Source organism: Paraeggerthella sp. LCP19S3_G8, from assembly GCF_052119225.1.
Taxonomy (GTDB): Bacteria; Actinomycetota; Coriobacteriia; order Coriobacteriales; family Eggerthellaceae; genus Paraeggerthella; species Paraeggerthella hominis.
The window spans coordinates 344,331-370,174 of record NZ_JBQKFQ010000002.1 but is presented as its reverse complement, the minus strand read 5'-3'; the positions used below and the strand labels follow the sequence as shown (position 1 = coordinate 370,174).

Annotated in this window: 26 protein-coding genes; 11 read left to right on the top strand and 15 right to left on the bottom strand. The window is 60.9% G+C overall.

The window, feature by feature from the left end:
- Positions 1 to 66: 66 nt before the first annotated feature.
- The gene (locus ACTQZK_RS03450) at positions 67 to 594 is read right to left on the bottom strand and encodes a GNAT family N-acetyltransferase (protein WP_216529059.1); all 528 of its coding nucleotides are present in this window, start codon (positions 592 to 594) and stop codon (positions 67 to 69) included.
- A 241-nt stretch (positions 595 to 835) separates the two neighbouring features.
- Here ACTQZK_RS03450 and ACTQZK_RS03445 point away from each other — a divergent pair, with 241 nt between their 5' ends.
- Both ACTQZK_RS03445 and rpsA read left to right on the top strand, forming a co-directional pair.
- Positions 836 to 1,282 (top strand): Fur family transcriptional regulator, encoded by a 447-nt coding sequence (locus ACTQZK_RS03445; RefSeq protein ID WP_225748673.1) that lies wholly within the window; start codon positions 836 to 838, stop codon positions 1,280 to 1,282.
- Between the two features lie 260 nt (positions 1,283 to 1,542).
- Positions 1,543 to 2,760: a 30S ribosomal protein S1 gene (gene rpsA / locus ACTQZK_RS03440; RefSeq protein WP_114566556.1), complete on the top strand. Its 1,218-nt coding sequence runs from the start codon at positions 1,543 to 1,545 to the stop codon at positions 2,758 to 2,760.
- 207 nt (positions 2,761 to 2,967) lie between these two features.
- Here rpsA and ACTQZK_RS03435 read toward each other — a convergent pair whose 3' ends face one another.
- Positions 2,968 to 4,911, bottom strand: coding sequence for an acyltransferase family protein (locus ACTQZK_RS03435; protein WP_216529060.1), 1,944 nt, complete (start codon positions 4,909 to 4,911; stop codon positions 2,968 to 2,970).
- 95 nt (positions 4,912 to 5,006) lie between these two features.
- Between ACTQZK_RS03435 and mnmA the strand changes: the two genes are divergently transcribed.
- From mnmA to uvrB, 3 genes are all read left to right on the top strand, one after another.
- Positions 5,007 to 6,104 (top strand): tRNA 2-thiouridine(34) synthase MnmA, encoded by a 1,098-nt coding sequence (gene mnmA / locus ACTQZK_RS03430; RefSeq protein ID WP_216529061.1) that lies wholly within the window; start codon positions 5,007 to 5,009, stop codon positions 6,102 to 6,104.
- Complete coding sequence (coaE, locus tag ACTQZK_RS03425) at positions 6,101 to 6,700, top strand: dephospho-CoA kinase (RefSeq protein ID WP_114566559.1); 600 nt, start codon at positions 6,101 to 6,103, stop codon at positions 6,698 to 6,700. Before mnmA ends, coaE begins: the two co-directional genes overlap by 4 nt.
- 106 nt (positions 6,701 to 6,806) lie before the next feature.
- On the top strand, positions 6,807 to 8,957 hold the full coding sequence (gene uvrB / locus ACTQZK_RS03420; protein WP_301282390.1) for an excinuclease ABC subunit UvrB: 2,151 nt from the start codon (positions 6,807 to 6,809) through the stop codon (positions 8,955 to 8,957).
- A 71-nt stretch (positions 8,958 to 9,028) separates the two neighbouring features.
- Here the strand turns inward: uvrB and ACTQZK_RS03415 are convergent, their stop codons facing one another.
- The 3 genes from ACTQZK_RS03415 to ACTQZK_RS03405 form a co-directional block, all read right to left on the bottom strand.
- Positions 9,029 to 10,333 (bottom strand): MFS transporter, encoded by a 1,305-nt coding sequence (locus ACTQZK_RS03415; protein WP_216529062.1) that lies wholly within the window; start codon positions 10,331 to 10,333, stop codon positions 9,029 to 9,031.
- 336 nt (positions 10,334 to 10,669) lie between these two features.
- Positions 10,670 to 11,563, bottom strand: a complete 894-nt coding sequence (locus ACTQZK_RS03410) for a glycoside hydrolase family 25 protein (RefSeq protein ID WP_231088242.1) — start codon at positions 11,561 to 11,563, stop codon at positions 10,670 to 10,672.
- 99 nt (positions 11,564 to 11,662) lie between these two features.
- Complete coding sequence (locus ACTQZK_RS03405) at positions 11,663 to 12,409, bottom strand: transglycosylase domain-containing protein (RefSeq protein ID WP_114566563.1); 747 nt, start codon at positions 12,407 to 12,409, stop codon at positions 11,663 to 11,665.
- A 234-nt stretch (positions 12,410 to 12,643) separates the two neighbouring features.
- Between ACTQZK_RS03405 and ACTQZK_RS03400 the strand changes: the two genes are divergently transcribed.
- Entirely contained in the window at positions 12,644 to 13,051 is a 408-nt protein-coding gene (locus tag ACTQZK_RS03400) for an RrF2 family transcriptional regulator (RefSeq protein WP_114566564.1), read from the top strand.
- 14 nt (positions 13,052 to 13,065) lie between these two features.
- Here ACTQZK_RS03400 and ACTQZK_RS03395 read toward each other — a convergent pair whose 3' ends face one another.
- The 5 genes from ACTQZK_RS03395 to ACTQZK_RS03375 all read right to left on the bottom strand — a co-directional run bounded on the left by ACTQZK_RS03395 (position 13,066) and on the right by ACTQZK_RS03375 (position 17,634).
- Positions 13,066 to 13,761 (bottom strand): ABC-2 transporter permease, encoded by a 696-nt coding sequence (locus ACTQZK_RS03395; protein ID WP_216529063.1) that lies wholly within the window; start codon positions 13,759 to 13,761, stop codon positions 13,066 to 13,068.
- 58 nt (positions 13,762 to 13,819) lie between these two features.
- Positions 13,820 to 14,509, bottom strand: a complete 690-nt coding sequence (locus ACTQZK_RS03390) for an ABC-2 transporter permease (RefSeq protein WP_225748982.1) — start codon at positions 14,507 to 14,509, stop codon at positions 13,820 to 13,822.
- Positions 14,510 to 14,514: 5 nt separating this feature from the next.
- The gene (locus ACTQZK_RS03385) at positions 14,515 to 15,402 is read right to left on the bottom strand and encodes an ABC transporter ATP-binding protein (protein ID WP_441898491.1); all 888 of its coding nucleotides are present in this window, start codon (positions 15,400 to 15,402) and stop codon (positions 14,515 to 14,517) included.
- 48 nt (positions 15,403 to 15,450) lie between these two features.
- Positions 15,451 to 15,831, bottom strand: coding sequence for a GntR family transcriptional regulator (locus ACTQZK_RS03380; protein WP_428421798.1), 381 nt, complete (start codon positions 15,829 to 15,831; stop codon positions 15,451 to 15,453).
- A gap of 1,011 nt (positions 15,832 to 16,842) precedes the next feature.
- Positions 16,843 to 17,634, bottom strand: coding sequence for an EFR1 family ferrodoxin (locus ACTQZK_RS03375; protein ID WP_441898489.1), 792 nt, complete (start codon positions 17,632 to 17,634; stop codon positions 16,843 to 16,845).
- Positions 17,635 to 17,777: 143 nt separating this feature from the next.
- Between ACTQZK_RS03375 and ACTQZK_RS03370 the strand changes: the two genes are divergently transcribed.
- Positions 17,778 to 18,140: an arsenate reductase family protein gene (locus ACTQZK_RS03370; RefSeq protein WP_418830766.1), complete on the top strand. Its 363-nt coding sequence runs from the start codon at positions 17,778 to 17,780 to the stop codon at positions 18,138 to 18,140.
- Between the two features lie 4 nt (positions 18,141 to 18,144).
- Here the strand turns inward: ACTQZK_RS03370 and dtd are convergent, their stop codons facing one another.
- Positions 18,145 to 18,591 (bottom strand): D-aminoacyl-tRNA deacylase, encoded by a 447-nt coding sequence (gene dtd / locus ACTQZK_RS03365; RefSeq protein ID WP_441898487.1) that lies wholly within the window; start codon positions 18,589 to 18,591, stop codon positions 18,145 to 18,147.
- A gap of 209 nt (positions 18,592 to 18,800) precedes the next feature.
- Between dtd and bilS the strand changes: the two genes are divergently transcribed.
- Complete coding sequence (gene bilS, locus ACTQZK_RS03360) at positions 18,801 to 19,313, top strand: flavodoxin family protein BilS (protein WP_441898485.1); 513 nt, start codon at positions 18,801 to 18,803, stop codon at positions 19,311 to 19,313.
- Positions 19,314 to 19,375: 62 nt separating this feature from the next.
- Here bilS and ACTQZK_RS03355 read toward each other — a convergent pair whose 3' ends face one another.
- From ACTQZK_RS03355 to hdcA, 3 genes are all read right to left on the bottom strand, one after another.
- Entirely contained in the window at positions 19,376 to 20,368 is a 993-nt protein-coding gene (locus ACTQZK_RS03355) for a DUF368 domain-containing protein (RefSeq protein WP_231088240.1), read from the bottom strand.
- 188 nt (positions 20,369 to 20,556) lie between these two features.
- Positions 20,557 to 22,062: a basic amino acid/polyamine antiporter gene (locus ACTQZK_RS03350; protein WP_441898483.1), complete on the bottom strand. Its 1,506-nt coding sequence runs from the start codon at positions 22,060 to 22,062 to the stop codon at positions 20,557 to 20,559.
- Between the two features lie 75 nt (positions 22,063 to 22,137).
- Entirely contained in the window at positions 22,138 to 23,094 is a 957-nt protein-coding gene (gene hdcA, locus ACTQZK_RS03345; protein WP_441898481.1) for a histidine decarboxylase, pyruvoyl type, read from the bottom strand.
- Positions 23,095 to 23,355: 261 nt separating this feature from the next.
- On the opposite strand from hdcA, the gene ACTQZK_RS03340 reads away from it, so the two are divergent.
- Genes ACTQZK_RS03340 through ACTQZK_RS03330 form a run of 3 tightly spaced genes read left to right on the top strand, consistent with a single transcriptional unit; the run spans position 23,356 to position 25,087 of the window.
- Entirely contained in the window at positions 23,356 to 23,958 is a 603-nt protein-coding gene (locus ACTQZK_RS03340) for a TetR/AcrR family transcriptional regulator (protein WP_441898479.1), read from the top strand.
- Positions 23,955 to 24,461, top strand: a complete 507-nt coding sequence (locus ACTQZK_RS03335) for a flavodoxin family protein (protein WP_114566575.1) — start codon at positions 23,955 to 23,957, stop codon at positions 24,459 to 24,461. The genes ACTQZK_RS03340 and ACTQZK_RS03335 overlap by 4 nt, the downstream gene beginning before the upstream one ends.
- Positions 24,458 to 25,087 carry an NAD(P)H-dependent oxidoreductase gene (locus tag ACTQZK_RS03330; protein WP_441898477.1) on the top strand — a complete coding sequence of 210 codons (630 nt, stop codon included), beginning with the start codon at positions 24,458 to 24,460 and terminating at the stop codon, positions 25,085 to 25,087. Before ACTQZK_RS03335 ends, ACTQZK_RS03330 begins: the two co-directional genes overlap by 4 nt.
- 419 nt (positions 25,088 to 25,506) lie before the next feature.
- On the opposite strand, the gene ACTQZK_RS03325 is transcribed toward ACTQZK_RS03330, so the two are convergent.
- Positions 25,507 to 25,842, bottom strand: coding sequence for a 4Fe-4S dicluster domain-containing protein (locus tag ACTQZK_RS03325; RefSeq protein ID WP_114566578.1), 336 nt, complete (start codon positions 25,840 to 25,842; stop codon positions 25,507 to 25,509).
- Positions 25,843 to 25,844 lie beyond the last annotated feature (2 nt).

Here is a 25,844-nt window from a genome sequence, read left to right as displayed (position 1 = left end):
GGCAAGGAAGCGGGTTGGCAGGGCGCCGTCTGCGCTCCCTTGCCTTGTTTCGCGCTCGCAGCGACGTCAGGCGGGGAGAACCGCGCGTTCCATGATGTAATCGTCCATGACGAACCCGTTGCCGATATCGGTTTCCACGGCGTCGATCGTTTTGAACCCTTTGCCCAGATAAGCTCGGACGCCCAGGTCGTTATGCTTGTTGACCGTCAGGTACAACGCGCTCAACCCGCGTTCGCGCGCCAGCTGATCATAGAACGCGATGGTGCGCGACGCGAATCCGCAACCGCGCTCCTTGGCAAGCAGGTAGATTTTTGATATGAAGTAGCGGTTCGTTTCCGCTTCCACGCGGCCTCCCGTGTACCCCACGATGCGTCCGTCGTCTTCTGCATGCAGGAACCAGTATTCATAGGCATGCTCGCGCATGTCCCGCTCGATGGCGCTGAGGCTTTGGAACTGCTCCACCATGTAATCCGTCTGCTCGGGGCCGATGATGGCGGGCCAGTACTCGTGCCAGATCTCATCTGCCAGGGTTGCTAGCTGGGCGCGATCTTCGTCTGACGTTACCGGTGCGAATGCGACGTTCGTTGCTCCCATGGCGTTCCTTTCTGCGCGACGGTATGCTCGCGGTGTTCATGTAGGCTGGTTTGCATTGTAACGCTGATGCTTCTCCTTTGTTGAAAGACCTCTTCGAATTCGTCGACGGCGGCGTCCTTGCTGCGGCGGTTGAGCCGATGAAGATATGGATGTTCGTCGAAGGACGGGCGACATCCTAGCAGCACGCTTGCGTTTTGATGCTAACGATATATAATCCTATTTAATCAAACGTATAGTTACCATGAAACGGCAGGTACGCATCATGTCTTCCTCGACTGTCGAAAAGCAGGAACGCGCGACTACGCGCAACACTATTCAGCGAGCGCTTGTTTTAGAAGCGGTGCAGTCGCTGTGCAATCATCCCACGTCGGCCGATGTGTACGAGGTCGTCCGCGAAAAGCACCCCAATATCTCGCGCGCCACGGTGTATCGCAACTTGGGCGTACTGGCGAATCGCGGCGAAGTGTTGCGGGTGGAGGTTCCCAACGGCGCTGATCGCTATGATTTCCGCAACAAGCCCCATTACCATGCGAAGTGCCGCGTGTGCGGCGGCGTATTCGACATCGAGATGCCGCATCTTGACGACTTGGCCGCCCAGGTGCAAGACGCTCATGGCTTTGCTATCGAGGGCCACGAGATCATCTTCGACGGCGTATGCGCAACGTGTCGGGCGGCGCACGCGAACTGAGCGTGCCGCTTGCGGGCAAGAAGCGTGTTTTGCTCGTAAATATCGCGTAAGACGCTAAAAAGAACGTAGTGCGTTCATAAGCCTATGCTATACTAATTCAGCTTATAGGGCAGTCCTGTAAGCGCATAGCAATGTAGGCCCCCGAGACATGTTTTGTTACACAGCTCGGCACACGCGTTTTCGTGCAGAGCGGACATGGTGCACGTAGCAATCAATCATGACGAAGGGTCCCCGATTAGAAGAATTGAAAGGGGTCCGTTTTGACCGACATCAAGAACACGTCCGTCATCGACTTCGAAGACATCTCCGACGAACTCATGAACGAGATGATCGACGGCACGCTGACCGAGTTCGACGAGGGCGACCTGGTCGACGGCACGGTCGTCAAGATCGAGCACGACGAAGTGCTCGTTGACATCGGCTTCAAGAGCGAGGGCGTTATCCCGTCCCGCGAGCTCTCCATCCGCAAGGACGCCGATCCGTCCGACATCGTGGAGCTGGGCGAGAAGATCGAGGCTCTGGTTCTCCAGAAGGAGGACAAGGACGGTCGTCTGATCCTCTCCAAGAAGCGTGCCGAGTACGAGCGTGCTTGGATCCGTGTCGAAGAGAAGTTCAAGGCCGGCGAAGTGGTCACGGGCGAGGTTATCGAAGTGGTCAAGGGCGGTCTCATCCTGGACATCGGCCTGCGCGGCTTCCTGCCGGCGTCGCTGGTCGACCTTCGTCGCGTCAAGGATCTGGACATGTACCTGGGCACCGAGATCGAAGCCCGCGTCATCGAGATGGATCGCAACCGCAACAACGTCGTGCTGTCCCGCCGCGTGCTGCTCGAGGAAGGCCGCAAGAACGAGCGCGCCGAGATCCTCGCGAAGCTCAGCAAGGGCATGCGCCTCAAGGGCACCGTTTCCTCGATCGTCGACTTCGGCGCATTCGTCGACCTGGGCGGCATCGACGGCCTGGTGCACATCTCCGAGCTTTCCTGGAACCACGTCAACCATCCGTCCGAGGTCGTCAAGGTTGGCGACGAGGTCGAGGTCGAGGTTCTGGATGTCGATCTGCAGCGCGAGCGCATCTCGCTCGGCCTCAAGCAGACGACGGAGGATCCCTGGATCAAGCTCGTCGAGAGCTATCCGGTTGGCTCCATCGTCGACGGCAAGGTGACGAAGATCGTGCCGTTCGGCGCGTTCATCGAGCTTGGCCAGTCCATCGAGGGCCTGGTGCACATCTCCGAGATGGCTCAGCGTCACATCGATACCCCGGCGCAGGTTGTCAAGGCCGGCGACGAGGTCAAGGTCAAGGTCATGGAGATCAACCCCGAGCGTCGTCGCATCTCCCTGTCCATGAAGGCCGCTGCGGCTGACCTGGGCTTCGAGATCGAGGTGGACGAGTCCATCGTCGTCGAGGAGAAGCCGGCTAAGAAGAAGGCCGAGAAGAAGGATGCTCCTGCCGAGGAAGCTGCTGCTCCCGAGGCTGCTGAATAAAACTTCTCAGCACCGAGTGTATGCGAAAGGGTCCCAGCGATGGGACCCTTTCTTTATGGGGCGACTATGGGCGACCATGGGGCGACGCAAGCGGGAATCAGTCGGTGCGAACCATGCAGGATTTCCCGACGATGCTTGGGGAAAGGAGCGCGCAAGCCAGCGCACCGTTCTTCGGGAGGTCGGGGCGCCCCGACCTCCCGATGCGTGCTACTTCTGCTTCGCCATGCCCTGCACCATCGTGTGCGCCAACGATCGCACGGCGTCCGACGCGGAGGCGTTCGCCTTCGTGGCGGACGCCTCAAGCGGCGTTTCCACCTTCGCTGCTTCGGCACCTTCTTCATGCTTGGGCAGCAGCGGCGCAACGGCCTGGTAGATAAGATCGACGTAGGCTTGAGCACCCTCTTCGGTCAGGTGCGTTCCGTCGCCGTCGAAGTAGCTGTCTTGGTTGGCGCTTGCGGAGTACCAATCGATCACGTGCACGTTGGCGTGGCGCTCGGCAGCTCGGGCGAGTGCGTCGTTGGTGTCGGCCACCCATGATTGCGGGCTGCGCGTGTTCACCAGGAACACCTGCTTATCGGGGCCTATGGAGTCGACAAGGCTGTCGATCTGCTCGTCGGTTGCCCGGCCGTTGGTGCCCAGCGCGAACACCACCACGCCTCCGATAATGCCTTGTTGTTCGTAGCCCTTGTACACCTCGGCGCCAATGGGAAGCTGCCGATTCACGGCTGCATCGATGGCCCCGTAAGGGAACTGCTCCTTGAAGTAGGGGATAGTGCGCACGGAAACCGAATCGCCGATCATCATGATGTCGAGTTTCGGCTGTTCGGCAGGAGCATCTTCTCCCTCAGGGAGCGTTTCCGGAATGCCGGAGGTTTGCGCGCTTTCGTCTTTGAGCAGATTAGCGCCTTCGAGTGCCGACGTAGGGGGTACGAGTACCAGGCCGCCTACGGCAACGACCGTTACGCCTACGGCGGCAACGGTCGGTATGGCGTGCGTGCGCAGCCAGGAGGGAGCGTCGAGTTCTTTCGAACGAACGTCCTTGATAAAGGATCCTATGGCTCCACGGCGAATGGGATTCTCTACGAATCGGTACGAGAACGCAGCGCAAGCGAAGATGACTGCAAGTTGAATCAGGTACATCCACCAGGGGGTTTCGCCGGTGAAGTTGCGGGGGTTCATGAGCAGCAAAAGCGGGTAGTGCCACAGGTAGATGCCGTACGATCGCAAACCCACCCATACAAGCGGTTTCGCGCTCGCGGCTCGTCCCAGCAGGCTGGCGGGATGCACCATGACGGCTATGAGGATGGCGGTGAGCACGGAGGCCAGCAGCGTTCCGCCGTAATACCAGAACGGCGAGAACCCGTCTACGAACACGGCCATCGCCAGCAGTCCGACGAACGCGACGATGCCCACGCCGTCAAGAGCCTTGCGCACCTGCTTGGTCAGATGGATCTCTCCTTTGGCCCCGAGGAGGTGCGAAGGCCAAACGAACGCCAGCCAGGCTCCAATGAGCAGCGAGAACGCGCGCGTGTCGGTGCCGTAGTACACGCGGCTGGGGTCTGCCGCAGGATTGTAGAGGAGAGCCATCTCGGCAGCGGAGAGCAGCGCGAGCACCAGCGTGGCGTTGCGCATGGTGGTGCGCTTGAGGCCGGCTTTGTGCGCGGCGAACAGCAGGACAGGCCAAATGAGATAGAACTGCTCTTCGATGGCGAGCGACCAGAAGTGGGTGAGGGGCGACGGTGCGCCCAGCGCGTCGAAATACGATACGTCATGGAAGATGTACCACCAGTTCGTGACCCAGAGAAGCGCTGCCCACATATCGTCGCGCAGCTTGGTGAGCAAGCTGTGGTCGAACACGGTGAAAAGCACCGCGGAGCAGATGATGACGAACACGATGGCCGGCATGAGCCGCCGGATGCGTCGAAGCCAGAATTGCGGCAGGTTGATGCGACGGGTGCTGTCCCATTCGATAAGCAGCAGGCTCGTGATAAGATAACCTGACAGCACGAAGAACACGGTGACGCCCAGAAGGCCGCCCGGCGCCCAGAACATGCCCATGTGATAGGCGATAACCGCAAGTACGGCGAAGGCGCGCAGGCCGTCGAGAGCAGGGATGTAGCGCGATTTCGTGGTAGATTTTTCAGCCGGCATTCCGGCACCCTCCTGGTCTTTCTTAGGATGCAGCGTAACGACTTAGTATAGCAGCGCGCTTGCTCTATAATGGCCGGGCTGCAAGGTTTCAAAATATGGTTAACTACGCGTATCGTTGGTTGAGAGGCGGTTGCATGCAGGCAGGTGCGAAGGTGGCGCTCGGCATGAGCGGCGGCGTGGACAGCGCCGTATCGGCGGCGTTGCTGCTGAGGGCGGGATGCCAGGTGATGGGCGTAACGTGTCGGTTCCATGATGACGAAGCCAGCGCACAGGCCGAGGCCGATGCGGCTGCGGTGTGCGCTTTGCTGGGCATTCCCCATGTTGTTCACGATAGCGTGGCGACGTTCGAGCGTTGCGTGGTGGAGCCGTTCGTCGACGCGTACGCGTGTGGGCTCACCCCCAGCCCTTGCGTGTGCTGCAATGCGCGCTGCAAGATTCCCGCGTTGCTGGAGGCTGCCGACAGTCACGGCTGCGACAGCGTGGCCACGGGCCATTACGCGCGCATCGCGCGTTTGACGAGCAACGACCGCTTCGTGGTGAAGACCGCGCTTGACGCGCGCAAAGACCAAAGTTACATGCTGTCGATGCTTTCCCAAGAGCAGCTTTCCCGCCTGGTTCTTCCTCTGGGCGCCATGACGAAGATCGACGTTCGCCTTATCGCTTCCGATCTGGGGCTTCATGTTGCAGAAAAGCCGGAAAGCCAAGACAACTGCTTCGTGGAGGGCGATTACCGGGACTTTCTTCGCCAGCGCGGGGTGAAGGACGCCCCCGGCGACATCGTCGACCGAACGGGCACGGTTCTGGGGCAGCACGAAGGGCTGTCGAACTATACGGTTGGACAGCGAAAGGGAATTGGTCTGGCCGCTGAAGAGCCGTACTACGTGGTGGAAAAGCGCGCCGCATCCGGCCAGCTGGTCGTGGGGTTCGCGGCGGAGACGCTTATTCGCGCGGTCCGCATTCGCGATGCGAACTGGCAGGCGCTCGAAACGTTCGGCGAGCCGCGTAGCGCGATGGTCAAACTGCGCTACCGAAGCCGAGCGGTACCGTGTATCATAGAATTCGAAGATGGCGCGCGTGCGCGCATTGCGCTGCGAAGCCCGCAGCCAACGACGGCGCCGGGGCAGTACGCTGTTCTCTATGAGGGTGATACCGTGCTGGGAGGCGGCATGATCGAGGAGGTAGAGCAAGCATGAAAAAGCTGTTCATCATCGGTGGAATGGGAGCCGGAAAGTCAACCGCTCGCAAAGCTCTTGTAGAACAGGGGCTGCCGAACGTCGACCTCGACAAGGTTGGCCACGACGTGCTTCTGTGGGATACGGTGAAGGCCGAGCTGACCGACACGTTCGGTGCTGACATCTTGGGAGAAGACGGCGAGATCGATCGCCGTGCTTTGGCGGCGAAGGCTTTCGTGAATCCTGCCGAGACGCGCAAGCTTAACCGCATCACGCTGCCGCGTATCGAGGAAGCGTTCACCGACCGTATTGCCGAGCTGGAACAAGAGGGCCACAAGGCGGTGGTCGTGGAGTATTCCGTGTTCAAGAATCGCCAAACCTCGCTGGCGTACGACGCCGACGTGGTCATGGCCGTTCTGGCTCCCATTGATATGCGCATCGAGCGGGCGGTGAAAAGCGGTTGGGACGAGGCCGACGTTCGCCGTCGCATAGCTCAGCAGATCACCGATGCCGATCGCATCGAAGCTGCCGACGTGGTGTTCAACAACGACGGCACTCCCGACGAGATGCGCAACAAGGTGCTTGCGTGGTGGGGGGAATATTCCCAGGAGCTGTAAGCCTTTAACTAAAGCGGGACCGAGGGTGAGGTGGAAAGACGGTGAGACAGAGGGGTTGATGACTCGCCGGCCTTCCACCTCGCCTGCTTGTTCGAAGGGATCATAGATGGCGCATCTTACGAATATCGAGGGCATCGAAATGGAAGGCAAACTGCCGGAAGTGAGATTGTCCACCACCCCGTTCGAAGTGGTGTCTCCCTTCGAGCCGTCGGGCGACCAACCCCAAGCGATCGAAAAGTTGGCCAAAGGCGTGAACGACGGCCTTCGTTACCAAACGCTTCTCGGCGTGACCGGATCGGGCAAGACGTTCACCATGGCCAAGACCATCGAGGCCGTGCAGAAGCCCACGCTGGTCATGGCGCCGAACAAGACGCTGGCCGCCCAATTGGCAAGCGAGCTCAAAGAGTTCTTCCCCAACAACTCTGTGGTGTACTTCGTCAGCTACTACGATTACTACCAGCCGGAAGCGTACGTTCCTTCGTCAGACACGTTCATCGAGAAAGACGCCTCTATCAACGAAGAGGTGGAGAAGCTGCGGCATGCGGCAACGTCCGCGCTGCTGTCGCGGCGCGACTGCATTGTGGTCGCCTCGGTGTCGTGCATCTACGGCATTGGCAGCCCGATGGATTACGCGGGGATGGCCGTGTTCGTGGACAAGCAGAAGGAAATGGATCGCGACCAGGTGATCCACGAGCTTATCGATATTCAGTACGATCGCAACGATTACGATCTGAAGCGCGGTACGTTCCGCGTGCGCGGCGACGCCCTCGACGTGTTTCCGCCGTACGCGGACAATCCCATCCGCATCGAGTTCTGGGGCGACGAGATAGAGGCCATCGCCGAAATCGACAACGTGACGGGCGAGGTCGTCAACGAATTCGAAGCGCTGCCCATCTGGCCGGCGTCGCATTACGTGACCGCGCGCCCCAAGATGGACCGCGCGCTGGGCACGATCCGCGACGAGCTGCGCGAGCGCTTGCAGCAGTTCAAGGAGGAAGGCAAGCTGCTGGAGGCTCAACGCTTGGAGATGCGCGTGGCGTACGATTTGGAGATGCTCGAAACCATGGGGTTCTGCTCGGGCATCGAGAACTATTCCCGCCACATGGACGGCCGCCAGCCGGGCGAGCCGCCGTACACCCTGATCGATTACTTCCCGAAAGACTTCCTCTGCATTATCGACGAGAGCCATGTGACCGTGCCTCAGATTCGCGGCATGCACGAAGGCGACCGCTCGCGCAAGATCACCTTGACCGAGCATGGGTTCCGTCTGCCTAGCTGTTTGGACAACCGTCCTTTGCGATTCGACGAGTTCGAGGACCGCGTTCCCCAGTTCGTGTACGTATCGGCTACGCCGGGCGACTACGAAGAGAAGGTCACGCAGCAGCAGGTCGAGCAGATCATTCGACCGACGGGGCTGCTTGATCCGGAGATCATCGTGCGCGGATCGGCTTCGCAGATCGACGACATCATCGACGAGGCGAAGGAGCGCGCTGCCCGCGACGAGCGCGTGCTCATTACCACGCTTACGAAGAAGATGGCGGAAGATCTGACCGATCACTTGCTCGACCAGGGTGTGAACACGCGGTACATGCACTCGGACATCGCTACGCTTGAGCGCGTGGAGATCCTGCGCGACCTGCGCCGCGGCGAATTCGACGTGCTGGTGGGCATCAACTTGCTGCGCGAGGGCTTGGACCTGCCGGAAGTGTCGCTTGTCGCCATTCTGGATGCCGACAAAGAGGGATTCCTGCGCAACCATCGCTCCCTGATCCAGACCATCGGGCGCGCCGCTCGCAACGTGTCGGGCCAGGTGATCATGTACGCCGACAAGATCACCGACTCCATGGCGCGCGCCATCGACGAGACGAAGCGCCGTCGCGCTATCCAGATGCAGTACAACGAGGATCACGGCATCGAGCCGCAGACCATTCGCAAGGCCATCAACGACATCATGAGCTACGTGACCGACGAGATGGGCAACACCACGGCGGAGCAGGTCAACAAGGAGCTGGCCGAGCTGTCGCGCGAGGAGGTCCTGCGCATCATATCGTCTATGGAAGACGACATGGTGGCGGCGTCCAAGAGCATGGACTTCGAGGAAGCCGCTCGTTTGCGCGATCAGGTGGTGAAGCTGCGCGCGCAGGTCGAGGGATCGAGCGAAGAGGACGTGCTCAAGGATCTCAAGAAGAGCGCGCGCAAGGGAAGCGCTTTCGGCAATCGCAAGAACGCAGCGTACGGTTCAAGCCGAAGGTCCTAGCGGGCCGCACGTTCGATACGGGGTGTCGACTGTGGGCGAGGGGTCGCCTTCGCCCACAGTCGCGGCATGCGCTATTCGGCGGTTTCTGCGTTCTGCGCCGCACCGCTGTCGCGCACGATGGTCGGCTTGTCGCTGTCGAGCGCTCGCACGCTTTTGGGCAGGTAGATCGCCAGGCCCAGAACCAGGCAGATCAGGCCGTCCACCACGAAGAACGGTGCAACGCCGATGGATTCGGCCAGCACGCCGCCGAACGCGATTCCCACAGGAGAGGCCAGGCCCATGGCCGCCATGGCCAGACCCAGCACGCGACCGGTTTTCTCTTCAGGGGTGTTGCGCTGGATGAGCGTGATGAGCGGGCCGTTGAACCAGGCGCACGCGACCGCCATTGCGGCGCACAGCACGACGAACACCCAGAACATGGTGGGTGCAAGGAATCCGCATGCCATGGTGGTCGCGCCCACGATGAAAGCTGCGATCCCGATCAAAAGGGCAAGCCGCTTGCCGCCGCCCCAGATCATGAGGATGGCCGACCCTATGATCATGCCCACGCCGAACGATGCTTCCACGATGGACGCCGCGTAGCCGTCTCCGCCGAAATGGTCGAACGTCATAAGCGGGAAGATCGCACCGAGCGGGGCGAAGGTGACCATGCCGATCGTGACGCCGGCAATCAGGATGACCAGACCGCGATTGGCCGACAGGGCTTTCCACCCGTCGCGCATGTTCGCGAGCACGTGCTGGTCTTTCGCGGACTCGTCGACAACCGTGGGTATCTTCACCAGGGCCAGGCCGGCAACGGCCAAAAGCGCTCCCAGGAAGTCCAGGAACATGACCGAGTGGAATCCGAACGTGGTGTACAGGAAGATGCCGAACGCAGGTGCGCCGATGGACGCTACGGAAATGAGCAGCTGGTCGAGCGTGTTAATGCGCAGCAGGTGCTTCTCCGGCACGAGCAGCGGCATGGCCGCCATCATGGCCGGCCCGTGAAATGCCTGCCCAACGCTGCGCGCGATGACCAATACCATGAGCAAGCCGAACGAAACCTGGCCGAACAAGATGACGAAGCCCAGGCCAAGCGATATGATGCCGATGCCCAGATCGGCTGCGATCATGACGGTTTTCCGGTTGTACTTGTCTGCTATCACGCCGCCGAAAGGCGAAAGAAGCCCTTGCGGCAGGTAGGCGCAGATGGCTGCGGCGGACAGCATGATGGCGCTGCCGGTGGTTTCGGTGATGTACCAGATCACCGCGTATCCTGCGGCGTAGCTGGTGATCATCGAGGCGGCCTGCCCGGCCCAGATGGTGGCGATGATGGCAAGCCATCGTTTGGGAAGCGGTTGCCCGCCTGCGCTCATGAGCGCGGTTGATTCGGTCATAAGGATGCTCCTTGATAGTGGTGTGCTGAATTGATGATGCGGTAGCGCATGCGGTTGCGCTACCAATTTTGCATGGAATCGGGACGAAACGAGCGCAACGACAAGTTGCGCTTGCATGCATCATGAGAACGATGCAGGAATCGCAAGGCGATTTGCTAGTAGATTTGTCCCGCCATCAAAACAGAGCTCCTAGAAATTTGATCAGAATCGCGGCGATCAGTGTAACATACGTGACGTGATTGGCCAACAAGGGCGTTTGCGGGCGAAAGGTGCCGAGCGACCTGCCTTTACGGCTTCCCTGTGCCTTTCGCTCGCGCCGCGCTGGCGCGCTCGAAGCTACAGCGCTTCGGTCATGCGCAGGTTGAGGTCGACCGACGTGCTGATTCCTGCGACGGTGCCGCCGTTGGTGTACTGCCACAGGGCGAAGTCGAAACGCGCCCGCGGCACGGCGGCGTCGTATTCCGCAAACCAGATGGGCCGGTTTCCCAGCGCAGCTCGGTCGTAGCGCGTCATATCCCCGTTGTTTCCGTAGATCATGGTCTTGTACCCAGCGGCTTCAAGGCGCTCGCAAAACGCGATCGCCGCGGCAGTGAGCGTGCCTTTGTCCAGGTTGTTGGCGCGTCCGTTGGGATCCGCCACGGGCTCATGGTCGAAGGCAACGGGAAGTTCAAGGGCGCGCCCGTTGAGTTGGGCCAGCACGAACTCCGCTTCTTCGACGGCTTCGGCAGCGTTCACTGCTTGCGAGAAGAAGTATGCTCCCGTTTGGAGTCCTGCGGCTTGCGCGCCGCGCACGTTCTCGTCGAAGCGGGCATCGGCGGACAAGCCCCCTTGGGTGTACCCGCGGTTTCCTATGCGCACGAAAGCGAAATCGATGCCGTCTGCAGCTACCGCATTCCAATCTATGAAGCCTTGATGATCGGAGACGTCGACGCCAACCTGGGATTTCAACGACCCTCCCGGACGATACGCCAGGCGGTCGCCGGTACGTTCAAGGCTGCTCCAATCGTAGGGGCTTACGTACTCCGCGTTTTTCGGGGCGCTTTCTGGGGCTGTGCATTGTCCCAGGCCCACAAGCGTCCCTACGAACAGAAGCCCTGCAAGCATGACGAGCAGGACGCCGGCCAGAGGGCTTTTCCTTGCATGCTGAGAAGAGCTGCGGGGCGCAGGCGCGTACGTTGCGGCGTGACGAGGCTTGCCGTGGCTGCGGCGCTTGTTGGTTCGAGGTTTCATGCGGGTATCCTACCAGAGGCTGTTGCGAGCATTGCGCGCGCAGCGACGATCGCGCGACGACTACAGAACTTGCTGTTGTTGCCGCGGGCGCGGGCCTGGCTATGCGGGGATCGTCATTGCTTTCGGCGTTACGGCTGACAGCGTGGGCCGCGCGGACAGGTGTTGGGCGCGCGCTTGGTCCAGGTAGTCGTATCTGACCAGCTTGCGCAGCACTTCCTGTTGACGCTGGCGGGCAAGGTCGGGGTTTTTGGCGGGGGAGTAGACGGAGGGAGCGTTCGGTATGCCTGCCAGCATGGCGCACTCGTCTTCGGTTAGCTGACCGGGCTGTTTTCCGAAGTATCCCATGCTTGCGTTCCCGATTCCCTCGTACCCGTTGCCGAAGTAAATCGAGTTTACGTACAGTTCCAAGATCTTCCGTTTGGAAAAATGGCTTTCCATGGTGAAGGCCATGAGCGTTTCGGCCAGCTTGCGCTCGAGCGTTTGCTCCTGCGTGAAGTACTGGTTTTTAGCCAGCTGCTGCGTGATGGTGCTGCCGCCTTCCACTACGGATCGCGCCTTGATGTTGTTGACCAGCGCTCGCCCGGTGGCTATAACGTCGAAGCCGGGATGCGCGTAAAAGCGATGATCCTCTACTGCGACAACGGCCTGCAGGTACAGATCGGGAAGTTTATCGAGGGAAGTGAATCCCTGCTCGCTCTCGATAGCCGTCGCCATATCGTCGAGGCTTTGAGACTCGAGTGCGGTTCGGTACAGGTTGAATCCTCGTGCCGCGAAGAATGCGGTTGCAAGTACTCCTAGGATAAGCGCGAGAGCGAGCGATCGTTTGAAGAGCGTTCCAGCGGTCATGCCCGGCTCCTTTCGATGCGGTGATCGGGACTCCATTCTTTATACCAGCCAACTCTTAAGGCTTTCTTACCGACCGCTTGCCCCTCCCTTACATTCCTGAAAGGGGAGGTCTGCCTTAAATTTAGGGGCATAGGCTATACTTACCTCGTTGCATGTATTTACGGAGGCGGCGTGCCAGCTAGTCCTTGGCAGTGGTACGTCGGGGGGACTCGAGTAAAGGACGGTGGAGCGAACATGATGGTTTCGACGAAGGGACGCTACGCTCTGCGTCTTATGATCGATATAGCGAAACAGGGAGAAGTCGGGTCGCTCGTAACCATGAGGCAGGCGGCGGAGCGCGAGGGTTTGTCCGTCAAGTATCTTGAGCAGCTAGGTGGCGCTTTGGTGAAGGCCGACGTGCTCAAAAGCGTGCGAGGCGTGAGCGGCGGCTACCTGCTTGCGCGTCCGGCGGATGAGATTACCGTTGGAGACATCTTGCGGGCCACCGAGGGAAGCTCGGCTCCCGTTGCCTGCGTTGAAGACTCGGAGCATTGCGAGCGGAGCAGCGGTTGCTCGGCGCGGGAATTTTGGATCGGGCTGGATCGCGCGATCGAGTCGTACGCCGACAGCGTGAAGCTATCGACTTTGGCGAAGCGCCCGTAAAGTCGGCGGATTCGCTAGAAGCTGCGCCGCTCGTAGAGTTGCGCAGCAACGGAAGCCGATCCGACGTACCACGTGGCTCCTAGGGCAACGAGGCTTGCCGAAAGCAGCAGGATTTGGCTTGAAGATCCCTCAAGGGCGGGCGCGCCGATAGCGAGCAGGTTCAGGCCGGACGGACCCAAAGCCTGTGGAATCAATGCGAGCGCCAGTACGAAGATCGCGGGTGCGTACTTCAGCGCTCCCTCGTAACCGAAGCGCAGGTTGAGTGGCATCATCACGCCCAGAGCGAAGGCGGCGAATGCAACAGCGCTTGCGCAGCAGAGCGCGAGGGAGGCGAAATCGAACGATGCGGCCTCCCTTAGCAGGGCAAGCCCGGGAAATATGCTGGTGGCTAAACATCCCGCTGCATACGCGAGCGCGCCGGTGGCGACGCTTGCCGCCGTGACCGCCGCAAGGGCGGCGTAGCGGCCGTCTACGACGTTTTTGCGCGATAGCGGAAGGGCAAGGCGCGGCCCTTCCCATCCTGATGCGCTCTCTGTGAGGAAAAGGGCGCTGCATGTCATGATCGGGTTGACGATCGCAACGTATATGACGACCAGGGGAGTGTTTCCTGCGATGACCGAAGTGACGAAGGTGATCAGCATCCAGCACGCGGTTATGCGAACCAGCTTGTCTTTCATGACAATGAGATCGGACAGCATCGCTGCTTTCATAAGCGCGGCTCCTTTCCGAAGGGGCTGCTCGGACAGCAGCCCCGGTACGGTTCCCGCTTTACAATTCGCGTCGTTCGTACAACTTGATGGACAGTGCGCACGATGCCGCGTAGAGGGCTGCGGCGGCGGCCACTACGATACCGGCCATTCCCAGCGTTCCCTCGGGCGTTTGCACCCAGCTTGCAAGGTTGGCGAGGAATTGGGGAACCTCGCCGTTGCCGCCTGCCGTGAACAGGAAGAACACGCCGAAGAAAATGATCAGGGGCGCGAATCGAACCGCTTTCGTCATGCCGAAACGCGCGACCATCGGCAGCACGACGGATAGCATGACCACGATGACCGCAACGCCCGTGATGCTTGCCAAGACGATAGCCTGCCACGAGAAGTTCACCATGAGCGCGGCTAGCTGCGGCACGTTCGAGAACAGTGTTGCTGCAATGATGACCAGGCCCGTGGCAACGATGCCCGTCATGAATCCGACTATGGCGATCACCGCGAAGCTTGCGTAGCGCCCGGTGATGACGTGTTTGCGGGATAGCGGCAGCGCCAGCCTAAACTGCTCCCAGCCCCCGCGTTCGTCGAAAGCCAGTATGGTGAACGCTACGGAAAACGGGGTCATTGCCGCGATGGCGGGCGCGATCACGTAGATGTTCTCCATCATGATGCACATGAATATACCCACGACGATACCGAGCCCCACCTGCGGCATCAAGTATTTCTTCGCGATCAGAAGATCGGACAGGAGCATGGCGTTCACAGTACTTCTCCCTTCAGCATGAGGCTCATGTACGAATCGATGTCGGCGCGTTCCACCACGACGTCGCGGAAATTCTCGGCGAAGGCGAACCGATCGGGCACCAGCACCGAGGTGCCGTACGCGTTGCGGGCGTAGTGCAGGCTCCCCGGTGCGTACAGCCCGCTGTCCGCCAGGGCGGCGAACTCGGACGCGCGGCACTGAGCGATGCCCGCCTGATGGACGATGGCGTCCTTCTCGATGGAGAACACGATGCGCCCCTCGTCGATGCACACGATGTAATCGGCAATCTTCTCCAGGTCGCTGGTGATATGGCTGGACATCAGGATGCCGTGGTTCTCGTCGGTCATGAAAGCGCGCAAGGTGTCGAGCGTTTCGTCGCGTGCCATCGGATCCAGGCCGGCGGTTGCTTCGTCCAAGATGAGCAGATCGGCGTCGTGGGAGAGCGCGCATGCCAAAGACAGCTTCATGCTCATGCCGCGCGAGAGGTCCTTCACCGTCTTGCTCGGAGGAAGCTCGAACTGCTTGATGCGCTCGCGAAAGCCTGCGGCATCCCATGCGCGGTAGCTTACGGACATGAGCTTGCCCACGGCTTCGACCGTCAGCTCCTCGGGGAAGGAGCAGGTGTCGAAGACCACGCCGACGCGCTGCTTCAGCTCTGCGAGGCGTTTGGGGGGAGCCCCTATGGTTTCTTCGCCGAACAGGGCAATCTGTCCGTTGTCGGGCCTGGTCAAGCCAAGGATGGATTTAATGGTGGTAGTTTTGCCGGCTCCATTGCTGCCGATGAATCCCACTACGCTGCCCGAAGGCACGCGCAGGCTCACGTCCTGCAGGTCGAAGCCGTCGTAGTGCTTCGAGAGGCTTTGTATGTTCAAAAGGTCGTTCATCAGTCGTCACTTTCGGTCGTGTGCGATGCTCGCTCGTTTCGGATGCGTCTAGATGTTGTCGCTTGCCACCAGGTCGAGCATGTCATGCAGCTCTGCGAGGCTCACGCCAGAGTCCCGCGCCTCGCTCGCTGCCTTCACCAGCAGGTCTTCGATATGGCGAAGACGCTCTTCGCGCAGCAGCTCCATGTTGCCGCCGGCTACGAAGCTGCCCTTGCCCTGCACCGTTTCGACGAATCCTTGCGATTCGAGGTCGGCATAGGCGCGCTTCGTGGTGATGACGCTGATGTGCAGGTCGTTCGCCAGCGCGCGAATCGAAGGAAGCTGCTGGCCTTCTGCGAGCTCGCCTGCCAGGATAAGGCTTTTCAGCTGGCTGGTGATCTGCTCGTAGATGGGCTTGTCGCTTGCGTTTGAGATGATGATGTCCAACATCGCTCCTGTTCCAGTTCGTATTCGCCGCGGGGTTGCCTGCAGCGAAGTGGTGCGCGGATGCTCGGGCGTCCCCGGAGCATCCGGGTGGCGCGCTGCAGCGTCCTGTCGCGCGCCGGGAGGTCGCAAGCACGTTCCTTGCTGGCTCCGTCGGGCTTCGCCTCTGCATGTTCGATGGTGTGCATAGCGAACTGTACAGTGTGTATATACCCGATATGCACACTATAATCAGTTGACGAGATCGCGTCAAGATGCGAGCGAGCATCTTTTTCCGGTTGGGCATCTTGCCTTCCGGCTTGGCCTGCCGTCGCTCGGCCCGCCCCCTGCGCGCTCGCGACGGTGATGCTCCACACAAGGGGCGGGGTTCGACGGTGTTCAGGACCGGCAAATGGAAGCTTGCGCACGAAAAACCGCCATCGCTGGCAGGTTCTGACGGTTTGGGGTCGTCGATTCGCTTTCGCCACCCCTTCGGCTGAAGAGCGCTTTGCATCGTGCCTGTTCAGGAGCGCGTGGCGAGTCCGGGCTGAAAACGGCTGACTTGCAGCGGACGTCAAACGACCTCAAACCGTCAGAACCTGCCAGCGAAGCTGGATTTTCGTGCGCAGCTAGGTGGTTTTGCCGCTCAGACGCGGCTTGGGCGGTGGCGGTCCCGTTTTCGGCTCGTGCTGTCGTGCAGCCAGTGTGGCTCTACCCCGTTTTCGGTTTGCGTGCTCCAGGTAGCCTGCGCGACGACAGCCCCGTTCGCGGCTCGCGCTGTCGTGCAGCCAGTGTGGCTGCGACCCCGTTTTCGGTTTGCGTGCTCCAGGTAGCCTGCGCGACGACAGCCCCGTTCGCGGCTCGCGCTGTCGTGCAGCCAGTGTGGCTCGACCCCGTTTTCGGTTTGCGTGCTCCAGGTAGCCTGCGCGACGACAGCCCCGTTCGCGACTCGTGCAACCCGGGCGGCCCATGGGGCAGCAATCCGCTTGCGAACGTCCGGGTTGGCCCAGCGGAGGGCTCGAGGTTTTCGGGGAAGGGCTAGGCGCGCCTGGCTGGGCCGAGCACGGGGTTCACGTAGCGCCCGCGCGCTTCGGTCTTGCTGCCGTACTGGATGGCGTTCACGGGGCATCGGTGCAGGCAGGCAAGGCATTGCGTGCAGCCCAGCTCAGCCCAGCGCGGCGTGCCGTCGATGAGCGTGATGGTGTTCGTCGGGCATATATCGGCGCAGCGGCCGCAGCTGATGCAGGTGGGAAGCGTGTGGAAATCCTTGGTCGAGCGCGGCTTCTCGTCTTGTTCGGTGACCTGGGAAAGCAGGATGCCCAAGGGGTTGCGTCGCTCGGCGTGCACGCATTCGCGCGCTTTGATGCGCAGGGCCGTGCGATGGGCCTCGACTTCCGCATGGGCTAAAAGCCGCTCGCGTTTCTCTCCCTGAGCGGGCGCGTACAGGTACGTGCAGTTTCCGACCGATTTCACGCTGAACGAGGCGTCCAGATTGATTCCCTGCCAGCGTCGCAGTCGATCCGCAAAGATGCGCGCGGTGTTTCCGACGAACGCGCCGCAGCTGACAACGGCGTAGCAGTAGCAAGGGGCGAACACCTCTTTGTTGCCGGTGCGGAAGTTCGCGCGGCGTATGAATTCGTCCACGAGAGGAGGCGTGGTCCAGGCGTACGTGGGAAAGACGAAGCCGAGCGCTTCTCCCTGCTCCAAGGTGAAGTCGAAGTCCTTGTACTTGTAGGCTTTGCCCATGTCGACCAGCAGGTCGTCGGTTGTTTTGGCTACGATCTTCGCGGCTGCAAGAGAGTTGCCGGTTCCAGTGAAATAGAAGATCATAGTAGCCGCCTTTCGGTTTGCCCCTGCCCTGTAGTTGGCACATATTCCCAGTATAGCAAGGGGAGGGAGCCTGCGCTTGCGGCCTTTGGTATCATGAGCGCAACAAGTCTTTGACGGAGCGTTTCCGGTGATAGGAGGAGCGTATGGCAAGCGTGCTGTTTTTGGAGTACCCGAAATGCACAACGTGCAAAAAGGCCAAGGCGTGGCTCGACCAGCAGGGGGTTGCGTACGAGGATCGGCATATCGTAGAGGACAATCCGACGGCTGCGGAACTTGCCGCCTGGCATGAGAGAAGCGGGCTGCCCTTGCGCCGCTTCTTCAACACGAGCGGCATGGTGTATCGCGAACGCAACATCAAAGCGCTGCTCGATGCGGGGCTGAGCGATGCGGACGCCTACGCCTTGCTTGCCGAGAACGGCATGCTGGTGAAGCGCCCGCTTGTGGTGGGCGAGGACTTCGTGCTGGTGGGCTTCAAGGAAGCCGAGTGGGAGCAGGCTCTTCTGTAGCGGTTTAGAGCGCGTCGGTATCGAGCCAAAGGGTGAAGGGGCCGTCGTTCGTCAGGCTTACGTCCATGTAGGCTCCGAAGCGCCCCGTTTCCACGCGCGGCACGTCGCGGCGCGCCCGTTCGACGAACCATTCGTACAGTCGGTTCGCTTCGTCGGGCGCGCCTGTTTGCGTGAAGGAGGGGCGGTTTCCCTTCTTGCAGTTCGCGAACAGCGTGAACTGCGAAACCACCAGCACGTCGCCGTGCACGTCGGCAAGCGACAGGTTCGTCTTGCCGTTTTCGTCCTCGAATATGCGCAGGCGGCTTATCTTGCTCCAGAGGCGCTCCGCTTGGTCTTCGGCGTCCTCATGGCCCACGCCCAAAAGAATGACCAGGCCTTTTCCGATGGATCCTACCGTGTTGCCGTCGATTTCCACCTGCGCACGGCTTACGCGTTGAACGACTGCCCTCATGGAGGCTCCTTCGCTTGCGAGATTTGCTTGCTGCAAGAATCCTACGGCAAGAAGGGCTTCGGGGGCAAGGATGCACGCGGGATGTTTATGCGTGGCTTTCATGGGGCCGCTGGCCGCGCGTTTGCAAAAACGCTTCCGAGCGTTATAACGTATCGGGCATAAGACGATCAGGTGTTGAGGCGCAATCGCGCGTTGGCGAAAGGACTTCCATGAGCTACGCAATCGTGTACGACAGCAGCACGGGGAATACGCAACGATTGGCTTGCGCGGTGAAGGAAGCGCTGCCTGCGGAAGAAATTGTGGCGTTCGGACGCGTTGGAGACGTGACTTCGGAGGATCTGGCGGCGGCGGATCGCGTGTACGCGGGATTCTGGACGAATCGGGGCGACTGCACCGACGAGATGGCCGAAGTTCTGTCCCAGCTGGAGGACAAGGACGTGTTCATGTTCGGAACCGCGGGCTTCGGCGCAGATCAGACGTACTTTGCGGGCGTAATGGCACGCGTGGCTCGGCATGTTCCCGAATCTGCCCGCATCGCGGGATCGTTCATGTGCCAAGGGCAGATGCCCGAAAGCGTGCGCACTCGCTACGAGCGTACGGCCCAGGCCCAGCCGGCTCAAGCCGCGCGCATGCAGCAGCTTATCGAGAACTTCGACGCGGCCGTCGGCCATCCGGACGATGCCGACGTTGCGCGATTGCAGGCGGCGGTCAAGCAGGTCTGACGCCGTTTGGAGATTGCGCGCCGACCCTGGACGAGCGTCGCGAGGGGTCGGCGCGCGCTTCGTTACGCTTCCTTGTCCTTGCGTGCTTCCGCCGGGTCTTCCAGGCGCGTTTTCAACAGCTGCAAACCGCCGACCACCACGCCGCCGATCACGAAGAACAGTAGGCTGAACGTATCCAGGCTCATGGCGGGCAGGGGCTCGGTCAGGGTGAGCGGTCCTTGCGTAATGGAGAACAGCGAGCCGAGCATCATGCCCACGATGGCGTACATGGTCTGCGGCCGGAACTTCTTGAGGCACATCCTGATCAGGCGCACGAACAAGAGGACGCCGCAGGCAACGCCCGCGATGAACACCAGCAAGATGGGCAGATAGGCCAAATCCAATCCCATAACCGCGCGCACGGCCCCCATGATGGGCACGTACAGGCCGAAGATCAGCAGCAGGGTGGAGCCGGAGATGCCGGGCAGCACCATGGCGGAAATGGCAACCATGGCGGCGAAGAACACGTAGGCCACCATCCCGGGGTTCAGGCTGCCGACGGCCACGTTCACGCCTTCGTCCGATACAGGGCTGAGCAGGGTGATGGCCACGACTGCGGCGGCGCCGATTGCAACGAAGACCAGGCTTGCGGCATGGCCTTTCAGCGTGCTTTTTTCTTCAAGGACGACAATGGGGATGGCGAACACGATGAATCCCATGAACAGCGAGCTGACCTGGTAGATATGCGAGTCGAAGAAACTGGTCAGCACAAGCGCCGAAAGCCCGAATCCAATTATCCAGCCGAATCCTAGCTTGAGCAGGAACTTGACGGCATCGATCTTGGCGGCTTTCGGACCGTGGAACAAGTCGTCGAGCGAGCCGATGAACCGGTCGTAGAATCCCAGCAGAAAGGCGATGGTGCCGCCTGAAACGCCGGGGACGCTGTCGGCAAGGGCCATGCAGAATCCGCGCACGAAGTTGATGATAACGCCGGCAATGGACATAGTAAGGGAACCTCCCGCATCGATTGTGCGCAGCCGACCCTCTTCGGCGCGCATCGTCAGAACGTATAGCATGGCTCACGATCTTGCAAACGTCCAGCGATTCCCGTTGTTCCTGCAAGATATACAGATTCTTGAGCGGGTGCATCGGCGTTCGGCGAAGCGGGAACGCCCGGACCCGCGAGTGCGGTTCCGGGCGTTTCGAGATGTCGCGATGCAGCGGATGGATGCTTGCCTGCGTTTGCGGAGCATGCCTTCTACGCTTACAGCGCCACGTGTCCGAACGTGATGATCGAGTAGACGAGCCCCGCGATGCCCAAGGCTATCACCACGGCGACGATGACCTTGTCCGAGGTTTTCTCGAACACTCGGGCCTTCGGGTCGTGCTGCCGAATGCCCACGACGTAAAGCGGCAGGCCGACGGCGTACACGATGCACGCGACCATGAGGTAGTTCAAGCCGGCTGCGTAGATGAGCCATAGCCCGTACAGCGATCCCGCCGCGCCCGTGAACAGGGCCATTCCGCGGCTGGCGAAGATTCCTTTCGGGTAGCTTTCGTCGAGCGCGATCTTGAGCAGGAACAGCGTGCAGAACAGGTAGCACGGCAGCGCCATGACGCTGGTGATGCTGATCATGGTGGTCCAGGCGTTGTTGCCGATGAAGTAGGACACGATCAGCACGATCTGCACGACGATGGTGGTCCACAGAAGCGAGGTCGAAGGCGATCCCTTCTTGTTTTCCTTGACGAACGCCTTCGGGAAAATGCCGCTTTTGGAGGCGGCCAGCGGCATCTCGCCCAGCATGAGCATCCATACCAGCCAAGAGCTGAGGACCGATATGATAACGCCGGCGTTGATGAGGATCTCGCCCCATTTGCCGAACTTGTCCAGCATGATGGCGGCCATGGACGGGTCGGCCATGTTCCCGATGTCGGCCTGGGAGTACACGCCCAAGGGCAGAAGCGATACGATGACGTAGAGCAGCAGGGTGACCAAAAAGCCGATGGTCGTGGCCTTGCGCACTGCCGTTTGCGACTTGGCCTTGCCCGACACGACCACGGCGCCTTCGATTCCCAGGAACAGCCACAGGGTCACCAGCATGGTCGCCTGCACTTGCGGCATGACGTTGTCCCAGGTGAAGCTAAGGTCGATGCCGCCCTTCATGCCCCAGAAACCCTCCATGAACACCGAGAGCTTGAATACGGTGGCAACGGCCAAGATGAAGACGGCAACCGGCAGCAGCTTGCCGATCGTGCCGATGATGTTCAGGAAGCTGGTTTGCTTCGCGCCTTGCAGCGCAAGCAAATACATTGCCCAGGTGATGATGGAGCCGCCGATGATGGACGGGATGTTGTTGCCGCCGGCGAAGTCGGGCACGAAGTAATTGAGCGTGGCCATGACCAAAACGGAGTAGGCCACCAACGCGAAACAGTTGCATATCCAGTATCCGTACGCCACGAAAAAGCCGATGAGCTTGCCGAAGCCCTTTTCGGCGTACGTGTACAGGCCGTTCGTTAGTTCGGGGCGCGCGGCCGACAGGATGCGGAACGTGTTCGCGATGAACCAGATGCCGATGCCCGTGACCACCCAGGCGATAATGATGGCTCCGGCGGAAGCGTCCTGCGCCATGTTCTGGGGGAGGTTGTAGATGCCTCCGCCGATCATCGCGCTGATGACGATGCCTACCAGGCCGATCAGGCCAACTTTTTTGGAGCTGTCCTGTGCCGGTGCGCTGCTTCCGTTGGAACCGGGTGCGGTGTTGTCTGCCATGATTCCAATCCTTGTCGAATGAGGGCGCGCCCGCCAGAGCGGACGCGCCAGGGTGCGAATGGGGTGCGCGATGCGCTAGTTTGCCAGGACCGTAAGCGGTTCGAAGTCCATCTGCTTGAGCCAGTCGGACAGGTGCAGGCTGTTGAGGGATGCGAAGCCGGTTGCGGGCACGGCGTTGCGCGCGAGCGTGACGTAGGGTCCTACGGTAATGGCGTTGCCGATCTCGTTGGGTTTCATCATGCGGTAGGCGAAGCTCACGTACGTGCGGTCGAACAGCACGCTGGAGTCGCGTCCGCATTCGACCACGGACCAGACGATCTCCTTGCGATGCTGCTCCAGGTAAGCCAGCATGTCCTGCTCGTTGTCGTTTTCGGTCCAGACACCGGCGTCTTCGATGAAGAGGTCGGCTGCGAAATCGCGGTCCGCGGAAAGCGAGATGGCGATGAACGACCATACGCCGTACGCTTCGCCTTCCTTGAGCGGGCGGTCTTCCTTGGGGCGGTACGCCGTGATTCCCTTGTTGGCGCAGATGGTGTGCGCACCGGGGATGGGGTGGTAGCGACGGTTCTCGGCCGTTCCGAACAGTTCGATGCCGGCATTGAGCAAGGGCTGCGCGTCGAACACCTTGAGCTCGCTGCCATCGAACTGCTTCTCGGTGAACAGCGGTGTGCTTGCGCCCGATGCGATGTTGTCATGTCGGGCCAGGTCGTAGCCCCAAACCTGCCCGGCCATGCCGCAGAACGACGAGGCGGTCAGCATGTTGATCTGGCCGACGTAGGCATCGGCCGTTTCGGCTTTGTCGTAGGTAACGATGCCGTCGATCAGCATGTCGTTGGTTTTCTCGACCGTTCCGGCGGACACTTTGAGGACCGATACGTATCCGTTGCCGTAGGCGCCCGGCATGCCGTAGCCGTCGCAGTAGTCGTCGTACGGGCTGATGGCGGTCTTGTCGATGTGCGGCGCGCGCATGGTCGCGTGAAGGTTGGGGGTGCGGGCGATGGTGCGGTTGCGGCGTTCTTCGATGTTCTTCATGAAGGTCCTTTCGTTGCGGATACGATTCGCGCAGATTGTAGGACGGCCCGGTTTTCGCGTCCCGGGCGGTAAAAAGATGGGACCGAGACGTGCTCGCGCTGATGCTGAAGTGTTGAATGGGCCGGGGCGCGCGAGGCACCGCTCCTCTTGCCTTGCTCGGATAGGGGTTTTCCTTATTTAGGAGGGTTGCTGCTTTACGATCTTCGCGCATGCTGTATATTACAATCGTTATATAACAGTTGTTATTTTGGAGGTACGGTTATGCCGGAACGGAAGGTAGCGCGCGAAACGGTGCTCGAGGCGGCTCTTTCCCTTGTGCGCGAGCAGGGGGAGGGCGCACTGAGCGCGCGGGCGATCGCGGATCGCGCGGGTTGTTCGGTGCAGCCTATATACAGCCTGTTCGGCGACATGAAAAGCCTGGTGAAAGCTCTATACGACCATGCGCGCGCCTGGGTTGCCGCGTACAACCGCGAGCACGAGCATCGCGCTCCGAACGCGTTTGCGGCAAACGGGCTTTCCCATTTGCGCTTGGCGCGCACCGAAGGCAACCTGTTCCGGTTCCTGTACCTGACCGCGCACATGGACGCTGCCAGCTTCGAGGACGTGTACCGCAGCGTTGCGCTGCCGAACGTGGAGAGGTGCGTGGAGGAGCTGAGCGGGCTTGATCCCGTTGCGGCGCGGGCGTTGTACCTGCACATGATCGTCTATACCCACGGTATGGCAACCATGCTCGCTTCGGGTGCGCGGTTCGACGACGAAGAGCTGCACGAACGGCTTGACGAGGCATTCAGGGGCCTGTCGTCGCTCGCGGGCGGCGAGCGCGTTCTTGCTGCGACTTCCAACAAGAAGGGATCTACGCTATGAGCAGGCGGTTGGTTATTTTCGATGCGGGCGATATGGGGGAAGAGGCGTTCGCGCAGGGTTTTTCCGACGGGGACGTGCTGTTCTCGGCCACGCCCGAGGTTCGGATGTGCATCGGCTGCTTCGGCTGTTGGCTGAAAACGCCGGGCACGTGCGTGCTGCGCGACCGATGCCAGCAGATGCCGCGGCTTTTGCGGGAAAGCGACACGGTGGTGGTTGTGAGTCCTTTGGTGTACGGCGGCTACTCCCGCTCTGTCAAGGCTGTGTTCGATCGGTCGATCGGCTACTTGCTGCCGTACTTTCGCATGGTCGACGGCCGGATGCACCATGCCATGCGCTACGATCACGCGTATCGCCAGGAGGTTCATTTCTACGGCCCCGGCACGCAGGCGGAACACGACCTCGCGCATCGTTTCATTCGCGCCAATGCAGTCAACTTCAATGTTTCTGAAGTTGACGTGCGCTTTCATGAGAACGTCGAGCAAGCGAAGGAGGCTGCGCTATGAACGTGGTGCTGCTGTGCGGAAGCCCGCGCGCCAAGAAGAGCAATTCGGCGTACCTGCTCGAGCAGTTGAGCGATCGTATGGGTGGAAGCTTGCGCGTGGAGACGCGCCAGGCTGCGGCGACGGCGTCTGGCGTGAACGAGCGCACCGCCGAGTTGGTGGCGGCAAGCGATGCCCTGGTGGTTGCGCTCCCTCTGTACGCGGATGCGATACCTTCCGCCTTGTACGAAGTGCTTGATCAGATACAGGCGCGCGTTTTGGAAACTGGATCGACGCCGACGGTCTACCTGATCGTGAACAGCGGATTCTACGAAGCGCGACAGAACGAGCTGGCCATCGAGATGCTGTGGAATTGGTGTGATGCATGCGGCATGCGACGGGGCAGGGCTTTGGCGGCGGGGGCTGGCGAGATGTCGCATGCTGCGCCGATGGGGACCGGGCCCCTCAAGAACCTGGGACGCGCTTTGGACGAGCTGGCTCGCGTTATCGAGCAGCGAGAGTCGGGCGAAACGATGTTCGTGGAGCCCAACTTCCCGCGCATGCTCTATCGCATGGCCGGGCATCGCTCTTGGAATGCGCAGGCGAAAAAGAACGGCTTGAAGCCGCGCGATCTGCTGCGCGCGGAGTAGCCGGGGCCGCTAGCGCGGCAGGTCTACCAGGGGACGGGCGACTGCGCGCGGAGTCGCCCGTTGGAAGGAGCCGCGGCGAAGGAGTCGGCGCTCCATGCGAACGGGCCGCATCGTTGCCGACGCGGCCCGTTCGGGTCATGCAGTGTTTACGCTGTTGGCGGCTTCGGTGCGCCGGGTGCCGCGGGTACGCCGGGCGCGCCAGGGGCTGCAGGCGCTCCCGGGGCGCCGGGTGCTTTGGGAGCGCCAGGGGCGCCCGGAGCGCCGGGAGCTGCGGAAGCGGGAAGCTCGGATCCGCAGCTTTCGCACGTATCGTTCTTGGACGGGTTGAGCGACCCGCAGGACGGGCATTTCTTCTTCACATCGAGCGATGATGGCCTGAAGCACATATCGTCGGTCCTCCTCTTTCTTCTCGCGCCCTTCTAGACGAAGGAGCAAAGCAGTTGCTTGGGGTGATCGGACAGTTTCTTCGAGAGCTCCTCGATGGTTCCGAACTCGAGGCACTTGGCTTGGCAATGATGCACGCAGGAGGGAACCTTGCCCTTCTTGCGGCGCAGCAGGCACATGGTGCACTGGTCGGTGAACGCCGGAGCGTAGGAGAGCAGCCATTTGTCGGGAGCAATCTCCCAAGGGCCTATCTCGTTCACCTTGATACCGAACTGACCTGCGGGAAGGCCGTTTTCCATCTGGCAGGCAACTTCGCAGGAGTGGCAGCCTGTGCACCATGCGGGATCGATCAGAATGCCGTATTCAGCCATGG